The organism is Streptomyces sp. NPDC048171 (assembly GCF_043202655.1).
Taxonomy (GTDB): Bacteria; Actinomycetota; Actinomycetes; order Streptomycetales; family Streptomycetaceae; genus Streptomyces.
In genome coordinates this window covers 264,549-278,432 of record NZ_JBIDAU010000002.1, presented here as the reverse complement: position 1 = coordinate 278,432, position 13,884 = coordinate 264,549, and the positions used below count along the sequence as shown (strand labels likewise).

General features: G+C 71.4%; 11 protein-coding genes. All 11 read right to left on the bottom strand.

The window, feature by feature from the left end; genetic code table 11:
* Positions 1–11: 11 nt before the first annotated feature.
* Positions 12–404, bottom strand: coding sequence for a cytidine deaminase (locus ACGF3J_RS05665; RefSeq protein WP_122615904.1), 393 nt, complete (start codon positions 402–404; stop codon positions 12–14).
* Complete coding sequence (locus ACGF3J_RS05660) at positions 401–1,666, bottom strand: ABC transporter permease (protein WP_125493311.1); 1,266 nt, start codon at positions 1,664–1,666, stop codon at positions 401–403. Before ACGF3J_RS05660 ends, ACGF3J_RS05665 begins: the two co-directional genes overlap by 4 nt.
* Complete coding sequence (locus tag ACGF3J_RS05655) at positions 1,663–2,787, bottom strand: ABC transporter permease (RefSeq protein ID WP_122615902.1); 1,125 nt, start codon at positions 2,785–2,787, stop codon at positions 1,663–1,665. The genes ACGF3J_RS05660 and ACGF3J_RS05655 overlap by 4 nt, the downstream gene beginning before the upstream one ends.
* Complete coding sequence (locus ACGF3J_RS05650) at positions 2,787–4,346, bottom strand: ABC transporter ATP-binding protein (protein ID WP_161331914.1); 1,560 nt, start codon at positions 4,344–4,346, stop codon at positions 2,787–2,789. Before ACGF3J_RS05650 ends, ACGF3J_RS05655 begins: the two co-directional genes overlap by 1 nt.
* A 232-nt stretch (positions 4,347–4,578) precedes the next feature.
* Positions 4,579–5,625 carry a BMP family protein gene (locus ACGF3J_RS05645; RefSeq protein WP_161331895.1) on the bottom strand — a complete coding sequence of 349 codons (1,047 nt, stop codon included), beginning with the start codon at positions 5,623–5,625 and terminating at the stop codon, positions 4,579–4,581.
* A gap of 281 nt (positions 5,626–5,906) precedes the next feature.
* Positions 5,907–6,947, bottom strand: coding sequence for a BMP family protein (locus ACGF3J_RS05640; protein ID WP_161331894.1), 1,041 nt, complete (start codon positions 6,945–6,947; stop codon positions 5,907–5,909).
* Between the two features lie 204 nt (positions 6,948–7,151).
* Positions 7,152–8,390, bottom strand: a complete 1,239-nt coding sequence (locus ACGF3J_RS05635; protein ID WP_161331913.1) for a M20 family metallopeptidase — start codon at positions 8,388–8,390, stop codon at positions 7,152–7,154.
* 270 nt (positions 8,391–8,660) lie between these two features.
* Positions 8,661–9,728 (bottom strand): hypothetical protein, encoded by a 1,068-nt coding sequence (locus tag ACGF3J_RS05630; RefSeq protein ID WP_161331893.1) that lies wholly within the window; start codon positions 9,726–9,728, stop codon positions 8,661–8,663.
* A gap of 52 nt (positions 9,729–9,780) precedes the next feature.
* Complete coding sequence (locus ACGF3J_RS05625; protein WP_161331892.1) at positions 9,781–10,719, bottom strand: N-acetylneuraminate synthase family protein; 939 nt, start codon at positions 10,717–10,719, stop codon at positions 9,781–9,783.
* Positions 10,720–10,731: 12 nt separating this feature from the next.
* Positions 10,732–12,018: an N-acylneuraminate cytidylyltransferase gene (locus ACGF3J_RS05620; RefSeq protein WP_161331891.1), complete on the bottom strand. Its 1,287-nt coding sequence runs from the start codon at positions 12,016–12,018 to the stop codon at positions 10,732–10,734.
* A gap of 347 nt (positions 12,019–12,365) precedes the next feature.
* Entirely contained in the window at positions 12,366–13,706 is a 1,341-nt protein-coding gene (locus ACGF3J_RS05615) for a DUF6716 putative glycosyltransferase (RefSeq protein WP_161331198.1), read from the bottom strand.
* Between the last annotated feature and the right edge of the window lie 178 nt (positions 13,707–13,884).

The following is a 13,884-nucleotide window of genomic DNA, read 5'->3' as shown; positions in this document are numbered from 1 at the left end:
GATTGCGGGAGTTACTTGGTGAGGTGGTCCGGGCCGAAGGCCTGCGGGAGCATCTCCGACAGGGGGACGATCCCCGCCGGGGTGTCCAGCAGCAGCTCGGGGCCGCCGAACTCGTGGAGCAGCTGGCGGCAGCGGCCGCACGGGACGAGGACCGCGCCCTCGCCGTCGACGCAGACGAAGTGCGTCAGACGGCCGCCGCCGGTCAGCCGCAGCTGGGAGACGAGCCCGCACTCGGCGCACAGGGAGATGCCGTAGCTGGCGTTCTCCACGTTGCAGCCGGTCACCGTGCGGCCGTCGTCGACCAGGGCGGCGGCGCCGACGGCGTACCCGGAGTAGGGGGCGTACGCCCGGGACATCGCGTCCCGGGCGGCCGCGCGCAGTCCGTCCCAGTCGACGGCCGTCACTTGCCCTGTCCCTTCCGGTACGGCATGCCGTTCGCCCTGGGCATCCGCAGCCGCTGGGCGGAGAGCGCGAGGACGACGAGGGTGACGACGTACGGCGTGGCGGAGACGACCTGGTTGGGGACGTCGTCGGTGCCGGCGTACCAGGCGAAGACCAGGGCGCCGACGAGCACCGTGATCGCGGCCTTGACGTACTTCTTGCGGATCGCGAGCCAGATGGCGCCGGCCACCAGCAGCAGCGCGCCGAGCAGCAGCAGGGCGTGCACGTTGGCGGAGCCGCCGCGCAGGTTGAGGCTGTCGGTGTAGCCGAACAGCCCGGCGCCGATGGCGAGTCCGCCCGGCATCCAGTTGCCGAAGATCATCGCCGCGAGGCCGATGTAGCCGCGGCCGCTGGTCTGGCCCTCCAGGTAGAAGGGGTTGGCCACGATGGAGAGGAAGACGCCGCCGAGGCCGGCCAGGCCGCCGGAGATGATCACGGCGAGGTACTTGTACTTGTAGACGTTGACGCCGAGCGACTCGGCCGCGATCGGGTTCTCGCCGCAGGAGCGCAGGCGCAGGCCGAACGGGGTTCGCCACAGGATGTACCAGGTGGCGGGGATCAGCGCGACGGCGATCAGGGTGAGCCAGGAGACGTTCGTGACCAGACCGCCGAGCAGGCCCGCGATGTCCGAGATCAGGAACCAGTGCCGGTCGTTCAGGCTCACCAGCCCGTCGGAGAGGCCCGGCACCGTGAAGTGCCCGAGGGAGTCCACCGGCGGGGACTGCTTGGCCGAGCCGCCCTGGTGGCCCTCGAAGGCCAGCGGGGCGAGGTAGCGGGTGGCGCCGAGGGCGAGGATGTTGATGGCCACGCCGGAGACGATGTGGTTGACGTTGAAGGTGATCGTCACGATGGCGTGCAGCAGGCCGCCGAGCGCGCCGCCGACGATGCCGACGAGGACGCCGGTCCACGGACCCCACTGGAAGCCGGCCCAGGCACCGAACCAGGTGCCGAGGATCATCATGCCCTCGAGGCCGATGTTGACCACACCCGCGCGCTCGGCCCACAGGCCGCCGAGACCGGCGAGGCCGATCGGCACGGCGAGCTGGAGCGCGGTGGACATCTGGCTGACGTTGGTGATGCCGTTGGCGCCGGTGATGAGGCGGACGATGGAGGTCAGCGCCAGGGCGCCGGCGATGACCAGCATCAGGACCCCCAGCGAGATCCGGCGGCCGGCCGGCGCGCCGTGCTCCAGCGTGGGCTGGTTGAGGTCGGTTGCGGTGGTCATCGGCCAGCCACCTCCTTCTTGGTGTTGTCGGTGGCGCCGAGGACGTGTCCGGCGGCCAGCTCGGCGCCGACCCGGCGCTGCTGGCGGCGCAGACCCCACTCGCGGACGGCCTCGTAGGAGACGACGACCGAGAGGACGATCAGGCCCTGCATGATGACCGCGATCTCCTTGTCGTAGCCGTGGAAGTCCAGTTCGGGCGAGGCCTTGTCGAGCCAGGCCCACAGCAGGGCGGCGAAGGCGATGCCGACCGGGCTGTTGCGGCCGAGCAGGGCGATGCCGATGCCGAGGAAGCCGATGCCGGTGGGGAAGTTGAGGCTGTAGGTGTGGGTGCCGCCGAGCAGGATCGGCAGGCCCGCGAGACCGGCGAGGCCGCCGGAGAGGAGCATCGCGGTGAGCACCATGCGCTTGGGGTCGACGCCGCTGGCCGCGGCGGCGGACTCGGAGGCGCCGGAGGCGCGCAGGTCGAAGCCGAAGCGGGTGCGGTTGAGGACGACCCAGTAGGCGATGCCGAGGAGCACGGCGAGGACGACCAGGCCGTAGATCTCGCCGGCCGCGCCCATGTCGATGCCGGGGACCCAGCCGGACTCGTGCATCTCGCCGGTGGTGTTGTTGTTGCCGATCTTCACGCCGAAGACGTCCGGCAGCCACAGGTAGCCGATGACGGAGGTGGCGATGGCGTTCAGCATGATCGTCGCGACGACCTCGCTGACGCCGCGGGTGACCTTGAGGACACCGGCGATGCCGGACCAGAAGGCGCCGGTGCACACGGCGGTCAGGAGCAGCAGCGGGATCTGGAGGAACGCCGGCAGGTTGGCGTGCGCGCCGACGATCGCGGCCATCATGGCGGCCAGCTGGTACTGGCCGTCGACGCCGATGTTGAACAGGTTCATCCGGAAGCCGATGGCGACCGCCAGGGCGGCGATGTAGTACATCGACGCCTGGTTGATGATCAGGACCTGGATGTCGGAGAATCCGGCCTGCTCGAACATCAGGGCGAACGGTTCGACCGGGTTCTTGCCCGAGGCGATCAGGACGATCGCGCTGAGCACGAAGGCCACGGCGAGCGCGATGACCGGTCCGGCCACCGCGAGGAGCACGCGCTCCTTGTCGAACTTCTTCATCAGCGGGCCTCGTCTTCCGCACCCGGACCGTCGTCGGTCGGCGTCTCTTCGTGTTCCAGGTGGCCGCTCGCGGCGCCGGTCATGGCCGAGCCCAGCTCCTCGGGGGTGATGGAGGCGGGGTCGGCGTCGGCCACCAGCCTGCCGTCGTAGATCACCCGGAGGGTGTCGGACAGGCCGATCAGCTCGTCCAGGTCGGCGGAGATCAGCAGGACGGCGAGCCCTTCGCGGCGGGCCTCCCGGATGTGGTCCCAGATCGCGGCCTGCGCGCCGACGTCCACACCGCGGGTGGGGTGGGCGGCGATCAGGAAGCGCGGTTTGTGGCTCATCTCGCGGCCGACGATCAGCTTCTGCTGGTTGCCGCCGGAGAGCGAGGCGGCGGTGACGTCGATGCCGGGGGTGCGGACGTCGTACGTCTCGACGATGCGGCGGGTGTCCTCCTGGGAGCCCTTCGGGTCCAGCCAGACGCCCTTGCTGTTGGGCTTCTCGGTGACGTGGCCGAGGATGCGGTTCTCCCAGAGGGGCGCTTCCAGGAGCAGGCCGTGGCGGTGGCGGTCCTCGGGGATGTAACCGACGCCCTGCTCGCGGCGCTTGCGGGTGGGCAGCGCGGTGATGTCCTCGTCGAGGAAGCGGATGGAGCCGGAGTCGGCGTGGCGCAGGCCGATGAGCGCGTCGACCAGCTCGGTCTGGCCGTTGCCCTCGACACCGGCGATGCCCAGCACCTCACCGGCGTGGATGGTGAAGGAGATGTCGTCGAGGAGAGCCTTGCCGCCCGGGGCCGCCAGGCGCAGTGTGTCGACGGTGAGGACCGGGCGGTCGGTGACCGTGGATTCGGCGGTCTCCGGGGTGGGCAGTTCGCTGCCGACCATCAGCTCGGCGAGCTGGCGCGGGGTGGTCTCGGCGGGGACGGCGGTGCCGACCGTGGTGCCCCGGCGGATGACGGTGATCTCGTCGGCGACCGACAGGACCTCGCCCAGCTTGTGGGAGATGAAGATGACGGACAGGCCCTCGGCCTTCAGCCCGCGCAGGTTGTCGAAGAGGGCGTCCACCTCCTGCGGCACGAGCACGGCGGTCGGCTCGTCCAGGATCAGCGTGCGGGCGCCGCGGTAGAGGACCTTGAGGATCTCCACGCGCTGCCGGGCGGCGACGCCCAGCTCCTCGACCAGGAGGTCGGGCTTGACGCCGAGGCCGTACCGCTCGGAGATCTCCTTGATCTTCCGGCGGGCCCTGGCGCCGATGCCGTACAGCTTCTCGCTGCCGAGGACCACGTTCTCCAGGACCGTGAGGTTGTCGGCGAGCATGAAGTGCTGGTGGACCATGCCGATGCCGCGGGCGATGGCGTCGGCGGGCGAGGAGAAGGCCACCTTCTCGCCGTCGACCGCGATGGTGCCCTCGTCCGGCTTCTGCATGCCGTAGAGGATCTTCATCAGCGTCGACTTGCCGGCGCCGTTCTCGCCGACGAGGGCGTGCACGGTGCCCTTGCGGACGGTGAGGTGGATGTCGTGGTTGGCCACGACGCCGGGGAAGCGCTTGGTGATCCCGGCGAGTTCGACGGCGGTCACCGGGTCGTTGACCGCCGCTTTGGCCGGAGGGCTGCTGGACGCGTTGATGGCGCACACTCCTGGGGACGGGGGCCGTCTACGCGCGTAGCGCCCCTACGGCATCTAAAAGCGGCGGCACATCGACACGACGGGGTACGAGGAGAGCCGGAAAGCCCTTCCCCGTACCCCGCCGAGCGGTGCGACCGGCGCGGTTACACGCTGTTCGAGGTATTGCTGGTCAGCTGCTCGGTGCTCAGCTGCTCTTGACCTTGATCTCGCCGCTGATGATCTTCTCCTTGGCCGTCTTGATGGCTGCCTGGAGCTCGGCGTCGTCCGCGAACTTCGGGTTGGAGTCCGAGAGACCGACCTCGCCGGACTTCAGATCGCCCCGAACGATACCGGTCTCCGGCTTGCCGTCCTCGACGGACTTCGCGAGGTTGTATACGGCCTTGGCGACGTCCTTGGTGGCCGAAGTCAGGATGTAGTCCTTGTACTTGGCGAGGGCTTCCTGCTTGTACTGGTCGGAGTCGACGCCGATCGCCCAGATCTTCTTGGCGGCGGCGGCCTCGATCACGCCCTGGCCGGAGAGGCCGGCGGCCGCGTAGACCACGTCGGCCTTCTTCTCCATCTGGCCCTCGGCGGCGGTCTTGCCCTTGTCGGGGCTGGAGAAGCCGCCCTCCTCCGCGGTCTGCGTGAGGTACTGGGAGAGGACCTTGACCTTCGGGTCGGTGTCCTTGACGCCCTGCGCGAAGCCGGCCTGGAACTTGTGGATCAGCGGGATGTCCACACCGCCGACGAAGCCGACCGTGTCGGTCTTGGTGGTCTTGGCCGCGGCGACACCGGCGAGGTAGGAGGCCTGCTCCTCGTTGAAGACCAGGTCCGCCACGTTCTTCGACTCGATCGTGGCGTCGTCCACGATGCCGAAGGTGGTGTCCGGGTACTTCTCGGCGGCGTTCTTGATCGCGGCGGCGTACGCGTAGCCGACACCGACGACCGGGTTGTGGCCCTGCTTGGCCAGGGAGACCAGGCGCTGCTCCTTGTCGGCGTCGGTCTCGCCGTCGGTGGGCTCGACGTCGGCGGTCTCGTAGCCGAACTCCTTCTTCGCCCGCTCCAGACCGGCGTACGCGGCGTCGTTGAAGGACTGGTCGCCCTTGCCGCCGACGTCGTAGGCGATGGCGAGGCCCTTGTCGCCGTCGGAGTCCGACCCCGAGGAGGTCGAGGTACCACCGCAGGCGGAGAGCGCGAGGGCGAGGGAGGCGGTCGCTGCGCCTGCGACCGTGATCCGGGAAATCCGGCGCATGTCTGGTGCTCCTGTCGTACAAGCGCCTGGGACGGTTCGGCTGCGGCGCTGGTTTCGCCGCAGATTAACGCGCGTAGACCTGCCTGAAAACCCCTTCTGTCCACCTTGTTATCCGCCCGTGAGCTAGGGGGCCCGGAGGAGCGGGAAAGTCTTGCCGGACGCAAACGGAGGGTGGCGGAGGGTGACACAGCGGGCGGTGCCGGGCGCCCGGGCGGGGCATGCCGAAGCGGGCGGGCGCCCGGGGCGCCCGCCCGCTTCAGGAAGTGCCGTGGAGGCCCGCGCTACTCGGTCTTCACCTTGATCGAGCCGCCGGTGATGCCCTCCTTGGCCTTGGCCACGGCGTCCTTGGCGCCCGCGACCTCGGCGAACTTCGGGTTGCTGTCGGACAGGCCCACCCCGTCCGACTTCAGGTCGAAGGTGTGGGTGCCGGTCAGCGGCTTGTCGTCCTCGACGGACTTGGCCAGGGCGAAGACCGCCCCGTTGATGTCCTTGAGGGCGGAGGTCAGGATGTAGTCCTTGTAGGCCGCGAGGGCCTCCTGCTCGTACTGGTCCGAGTCGACGCCGATGGCCCAGACCTTGGCCTTGGCGGCCGCCTCGATCACGCCCTGCCCGGACAGCCCGGCCGCCTGGTAGACGACGTCGGCCTTCTTCTCGATCTGGCCCTCGGCCGCCGCGCGGCCCTTGTCGGGGCTGGAGAAGCCGCCCTCCTCGGCGGTCTGCGTCAGGTACTGCGAGATGACCTTGATCTTGGGGTCGGTGTCCTGGACGCCCTGCTTGTAGCCGGCCTCGAACTTGTGGATCAGCGGGATGTCCACACCGCCCACGAAGCCGACCGTCTTGGTCTTGGTGGCCTTGGCGGCGGCGACGCCGGCGAGGTAGGACGCCTCGTTCTCGGCGAAGACGAGGGACGCCACGTTCTTGCCCTCGACCACCGAGTCGACGATGCCGAAGGTGGTGTCCGGGTACTTCGAGGCGACCGCCTTCATCGCCGGGCCGTAGGCGAAGCCGACGCCGATGACGGGGTTGTAGCCCTGCTTGGCCAGGGAGGTCAGACGCTGTTCCTTGTCGGCGTCCGTCTCACCGTCGGTGGGCTCGATGTCGGCGGTCTGGTAGCCGAACTCCTTCTTCGCCCGCTCCAGACCGGCGTACGCGGCGTCGTTGAAGGACTGGTCGCCCTTGCCGCCGATGTCGTACGCGATGGCGAGGCCCTTGTCGTCCTTGCCGTCGCCGCTGTCGCTGCTGGTGCCTCCGCAGGCCGTGGCGGCGAGTGCGAGCGACGCGGCCCCCACCGCGACGCGGGTGAGTCTCGATATCCGACGCATCTGAAGTTCCCCATTCTCCAAAGCCCCGCAGCGGGCGCTCGGTTCGGCGCAGATTAACGCGCGTAGAAACTCCTGGGAACGGGGTTCCGCGTGGCCGTTACCCATTCGTGCCGCTGGCCGGTTACGACCTTGTGAACGACCGCATCAGGCTGCCCCCGGCCCGCCGCGGCCGCAACCGCGACGGGCTCGGTGGACGGGTGCCGCTCAGTTGACGGCGTCGATGAGCGCCGCCGCGGTGAACATCTCCACGCCGACGGTGATGGCGTGCTCGTCCACGTCGAAGTCGCCCTGGTGCAGGTCGCGGACGGTGCGCTCGCCGGGCGGGCGGACGCCGAGGCGGGCCATGGCGCCGGGCACGTGCTCCAGGTACCAGGAGAAGTCCTCGCCGCCCAGGCTCTGCTCGGTGCTCTCCACCGAGTCCGTGCCGAGCCGGGCGATCATGGCGGTCTGGAGGAGTTCGACGCTGGTCACCTCGTTGACGACCGGCGGCACGCCCCGTACGTAGGTGATCTCGGACTTCGCCCGGTACAGGTTGGCGATCTCGTCGATGGCGCCCACGACCAGGTCGGGGGCCTGCCGCCAGGCGTCGAGGTCGAGGCAGCGGACCGTCCCGGCGAGTTCGGCGTGCTGCGGGATGACGTTCGGGGCGTGGCCGGACTCGACCCGGCCCCAGGTCAGGGCGAGGCCGCTGCGGCTGTCCACGCGCCGGGCGACGAGCGAGGGCACGTCGGTGACCACCCGCGCGGCGGCGGTGACCAGGTCGGTGGTCAGGTGCGGGCGGGCGGTGTGGCCGCCGGGGCCGTTGAGGGCGATCTCCAGCCGGTCGCAGGCGGAGGTGATGGGCCCCACCCGCAGTCCGATCCGCCCGGCGTCCACCCGGGGGTCGCAGTGCACGGCCAGGATCCGGCGCACCCCGTCGAGCGCGCCGCCCTCGATCGCGTCGGCGGCGCCGCCGGGCAGCACCTCCTCGGCGGGCTGGAAGACCAGCCGCACGGGCCGGGGCAGCAGCCCCCGCTCGTGCAGCGCGGCGAGGACCAGTCCGGTGCCGAGGACGACGGTGGTGTGCACGTCGTGGCCGCAGGCGTGGGCTCGGTCCGGCACCCGCGAGTGGTACGCACAGTCGGTCTTGGTGTCCGGGATGGGCAGGGCGTCGATGTCGGCCCGCAGGGCGAGCATGCGCGGCCCGCCGGCCCACTGTCCCGATTCGGTGTTGGTGCCGATGTCGCAGACGAGCCCGGTTCCGACCGGAAGGACGCGCGGCTTGAGGCCGGCTCGTTCGAGCCGTTCCTTGATCGCCGCGGTGGTGCGGAACTCCTGGTTGCCCAGCTCGGGGTGCATGTGCAGGTCGCGGCGGAAGGCCACGAGTTCTGCGCGCAACGCCTCCGGCAACGTACCGGGAAGTTGCGCTTCCCCTGACGGATCGGCCTCGGTCTCACGGGACATCAGTTGCTTCACCCTCTGAAGGGTAGGACGCCGGGGTGGTCAACTGTCCCGCGATCAACAAAATTTCAGCCCGCTGGGCGAAGAAAGTTGGCCGCTCGGCGCATGGCTCTCAACGGGGGTGGGTACACTCACCCGCTTCTGGCCTCGGCACCCGGCTCCGTCTTTCCTGTTTACTTGCTCCTCTCACGCATACCACGGTACGGCTGAGCCACGCTGGACCGTCCACGTGAGATGGCCCGTGAGATGCCCGTGAGACGCCCATGAGACGGCCTACCCCGCGTGTGCCACCGCCGACAGCCGGTGGACGTCCCGGGCCGAGCCCGTGACCCCGGACAGGAAGCCCCGGGCCCGCGGTGAGGCGTGCTGGGTGAGCCAGGCGGGGTCGATGTCGCAGACCGCGACGCGGACCTCGGTGCCGGCCAGGGCCAGCGGCAGGGTGTGGACGACGGTGGAGGGGAAACTGAGGACCGTTCGGCCGATCGGGCCGCGGCGGGCGATCAGCTCCAGGGGGAGGTCGGGGCGGACGATCTGCAGGCCCGTCTCCACGGCCAGCCGGTGCAGCTTCTCGGCGCTCTCCCGGCGGTGGGCGAAGTAGCGGGCGGCCCCGTGCGCCTTCGCCAGGCCGCGTACGGCGTCCAGGTAGCGGTCGGCCTCGACGACGCCGGTCTCGACCAGGGAGGTGCCGACCATGTCGGCGCCCTTGGTGATGCGCGGCGGGCCGAAGCGGGCGCGGGTCCAGGCGAAGTCGTTCGCGGTGACGGTGACGCCGTCCGGGACGTCCTCGATCGGCATGGAGGAGAAGACCGAGACCTGCCGGTCGGGTGTCGGGGTCAGGCGGTGCCGGGCGGACCGGGAGACGGGCGCGAAGAGCAGGTCGCGCGGGCCTGGTCGGCTGCCCTTGCGGTGCCAGCGCACCAGGCGTTCGCCCTGGGCGAGCTGGGTGACGAACTCCATCGTGGCCGTGCCGTCGTCGACGACCACGAGGTCGTGGGCGCGGGTGATGGTCAGGAGCAGTTGGACGTAGCGCGAGAAGGGGTCGCCCATCACGACCCGTTCGGCCTGGCGCAGGGCGGTGGTGAGGCCGCCCACGGTGCGGAAGGGTGCCGTGGCACCGCCGCGGGCCTCCTCCCAGCGGATCGTGTGGCCCTCCTTGCGGGCCAGTTCCGCCATGCGGCGCAGCTGACCGCGGGTCATCGGGTCCACGGGTGACAGCACCACGAGGGTGAGCTCCGCGCCGGGTGCGCGGGTGTGCGCCCACTCCAGCACGTTCAGCAGTTGTACCGGGCTCTCGACGAAGGTGAGAGTGCGGGGGCCGGCATTCCCGGCGCGGGGGCTCATCGGCGTACGACCGTCCCGTGGTGAGGGCCTTGTGGGGTGGTGGGGCCTGGTGTCAGACGGTGACGGGCTCGCCCGCGGCGTCGGCGATCTCCGCCTCGGCGACGACACCGGTGACGCGGCGCAGCTTCTTCATCGGGCCCAGCTCGGACTCGTAGACCTTCTTGACGCCGTCGCCGAGGGAGGCCTCGATGGTGCGGATGTCGCGCACCAGGCGGGTCAGGCCCTGCGGTTCGACGGAGGCGGCCTGGTCGGAGCCCCACATGGCGCGGTCGAGGGTGATGTGGCGCTCGACGAAGGTGGCGCCGAGGGCGACGGCGGCGAGCGTGGTCTGCAGGCCTGTCTCGTGGCCGGAGTAGCCGATCGGGACGTTCGGGTACTCCTGCTGGAGGGTGTTGATGACCCGCAGGTTCAGCTCCTCGGCCTGCGCCGGGTACGTCGACGTGGCGTGGCACATGAGGATGTTGTCGCTGCCCAGCACCTCGACCGCGTGGCGGATCTGCTTCGGGGTGGACATGCCGGTGGAGAGGATGACCGTGCGGCCGGTGGCGCGCAGGGCGCGCAGCAGCTCGTCGTCGGTGAGCGAGGCGGAGGCGACCTTGTGGGCGGGGACGTCGAACTTCTCCAGGAAGGCGACGGCCTCGGTGTCCCACGGGGAGGCGAACCAGGCGATGTTCTTGGTCCTGCAGTACTCGTCGATCTGGCGGTACTCGTCCTCGCCGAACTCCACGCGGTGGCGGTAGTCGATGTACGTCATCCGGCCCCAGGGGGTGTCCCGCTCGATGTCCCACTGGTCGCGCGGGGTGCAGATCTCGGGGGTGCGCTTCTGGAACTTGACGGCGTCGCAGCCGGCCTCGGCGGCGGCGTCGATCAGCTTGAAGGCGTTCTCCAGCTCGCCGTTGTGGTTGATGCCGATCTCACCGGTGACGTAGACGGGGCGGCCGGGGCCGGCCTCGCGGGTACCGAAGGTGCGGATGCGGGAGTTGGTGCTCATGGCAGTGGTTCCTTACTTGGACTGGGTGATCGTGGGGGATTCGAGGGAGTCGGGGGTGTCGGGGGAGTCGAGCGAGGGGCCGAGGAGCCAGCTCGCGATCTCCCGGACGGCGCCGTCGCCGCCGGGGACGGTGGTGACCGCGCGGGCCGCGCCGCGTACGGCGTCGTGGGCGCTGGCGACCGCCACGGGCCAGCCGACGAGGGCGAAGCACGGGAGGTCGTTGACGTCGTTGCCGACGTAGAGCACGCGTTCGGGCGCGATGCCCTGTTCCTCGCACCACTGCTTGAGCGCGAGGTCCTTGCGGTCGATGCCGTGCAGCACGGGGAGCTTGAGCTTGCGCGCGCGGGCGGCGACGACCGGGTTCACCTCCGTGGACAGGATCAGCATCGTCAGGCCGCTGCGGCGCAGGGCCGCGATGCCGAGTCCGTCGCCGCGGTGCACGGAGACGAACTCCCGTCCGTCGGAGTCGATCAGCACCCGGTCGTCGGTCTGGGTGCCGTCGAAGTCGAGGACGACCGCGTCGATGTCCCGCGCGGTCGGGAGGGCGCCGGGCCGGGCGGCGTCGAAGTGCGGCGCCAGGGCCCGGGCGCGGGCCAGGTCGTGCGGGTCGTCGATCTCCAGGACGCGGGCCGGGTCGGTGCGGACCAGTTCGGTGCGGCCGAAGAAGCGGTGCCCGTGCTTGCGGAAGCCGGGGGCGGCCATGGCGTAGGCGGCGCCGGTCTCCAGCAGGTCCTGGGGGCGGTCCTGGCGGCGGGGGCGGTACGACTTGTCGTGGTTGACGCCGTAGCCGCCGTCGGGGGCGCTGGCCCCTTCGGGCTCGTCCCCGCCGTCGCGCCACACGAAGCCGTGGAACGGCGCCACCGTCACCGCGGTGTCGGCGCCGGCCTCGGCGACCGCGCCGGCCACCCCGTCGATGTCCTCCCGGACGATGAAGGGGCTGGTGCACTGCACGAGCAGGACCACGTCGACGGCGGAGCCGTGCAGCGCCTCGTGGGCGTCCATGGCGTGCAGCACGGCGGCCTCGGAGGTGGCGGTGTCCCCGGCGATGGCGGCGGGCCGCAGCACGACCTCGGCGCCGGCCTCCCGGGCCGCCGCGGCGATGGTCTGGTCGTCGGTGGAGACGACGACGTCCGTCACCAGGCGGGCGGACCGGCACTCGCGCACCGCGCGGGCCACCAGCGGGACGCCGCCGACGGGGGCGAGGTTCTTCGCGGGCACTCCCTTGGAGCCGCCGCGCGCGGGGATCACCGCGAGCACCCGGCGCACCGAAGCGCCCTGGCCCGCTTGCGGGTTGGACATGGGGTCTGCTCCTTGTGCGGGGATCTGGGCGGGGGTGGAGGCTTGGGGGGCGGGGTCGGCCGCGGACGCCGGGCCCGGGACGGGCGCCCGGCCGGTCGCGGACGCCGGAACGGACCCGGGCGCCGGGGCGGGCCCCGTCGGGTGCGGGACGGGTGCGGGGGCCGGGGCGGGCCCGGGAGCCGGAGCGGGCCCGGACGCCGGAACGGGCCCGGACGCCGGAACGGACCCGGACGCCGGAACGGACCCGGGCGCCGGGGCGGGCCCCGGCGGGTGCGGGACGGGTGAGGGGGCCGGAGCGGACCCGGGCGCCGGGGCGGGCCCGAGAGCCGGGTGGGGCGCGGAGGCGGTCACAGCTCCCCCATGCGGCGGATCACCGGGGCGACGCGCTGGACGCCGTGGCGGTAGGCGCCGCGTGCCGCCCTGCGCACGACCTGGCGGACGGGGCCGGGCTCGCGGTCGGCGGCCGGGGCGCCGGGCAGCGGGGTGCCGTCGGTGCCGAGGTGGTGGCGGGCGAGGATGCCGGGCAGGTAGCCGGGGGCGGTGACGGGTGTGTAGTACGGGGTAAGCGGCGGCAGTCCGCCGGACCGGCCGAGCAGGGCGGCGATGCGGTCGCGGGCCTCGTCGAAGGCGGTCGCGTACCCGCCGTCCGCCGCGACGCCCTGCCGGGCGACCCACTCGGCGTCGGGTGCCGGGCGGTGGCCCTCGTCGAGCTGGTCCCAGGAGGCGAGGCAGCCGGAGCCGACGAAGTGGTGGTTGCCGAGGGTCTCGCGGACCCCCAGGTCGGTGAGGACGACCGTCGGGATGCGCCGGTGCAGGGACTCCAGAGCCGCCGTGGAGCTGATGGTGACCAGCAGGTCGGTGCGGTCCAGGACCTCGCCCATGTGCCCGTAGACCAGGCGGAAGTTGGGCGGCGGATCGGCCCGCTGCACCAGCTTCTGGTACGGCAGCTCCTCGATGTGCGTGGTGTGCTCGCCGGGCTTGGAGCGCAGCTTGAGCAGCACCTCGCGCTCGGGGTGCCGGCGGGCGTGCCGGATCAGCCGTTCGAGGAGGTACGTACGGTCCTTGCGGCTGTCCGGGACGGACGGCTGGGCGGCGAAGACCACCGTGTAGGGGCGGTCGGTGCCGTCGGGCTCGCCCGGGTACCCCGCGCCGCCCAGGAAGGGCAGGGCCACCTCGGTCACGGCGTCGGCGCCGGCGCCGACCCCCTCGTACACGGAACGGAAACGCTCCGCGTCCTGGCGGGAGTTGGCGAGGACCAGGTCGGCGCCGTGGCGCAGCAGCAGGCCGTCGGCGAGCTTCTCGTAGACGACGCCGACGTAGCCGGTGACGACCACGGGCCGGTCGGCCCGGTCCCGCCAGACGCGCCCGAGTCCGTGCAGCATCGCCTGGACGCCGCCGCCGACCAGGGCGAGGACGAGGACGTCGTAGGACTCCTCGCCCGTCGCCGCCTCCATGGCGCGCAGGAACTCGACGGCGGTCACCTCGCGGAGCGAGTCCGCGGTGACGCCGACCTCTTGCAGCTGGCGGGCGGTGGGGGTGGCTCGGCCGCGCAGGAGGTAGCCGTCGAGGCGGATGTACTCCGGTTCCGCGGGGGAGATCCGGGTCGCGGTGAGCGCGCCCCATTTCCACCGGGTGTCGGAGTCCGCCAGGACGGCGACTCGCAGGGCCTTCGTTGCACTTGCTGGCACGCCGTAGACGCTAGGAAGCCATTTCTAGGAACCGCCCAACCGGAATCCAACAAATGGTGAACAGCACATCGCCGACAGGGGAATCAGCTCGCCCGGCATCCGTAAAAATGTTCGCTTCACTGCTTCGCCACGCCGCGTTCACCTCACATCAAGGCGGCGGTCAAACCGAATGCCGGGC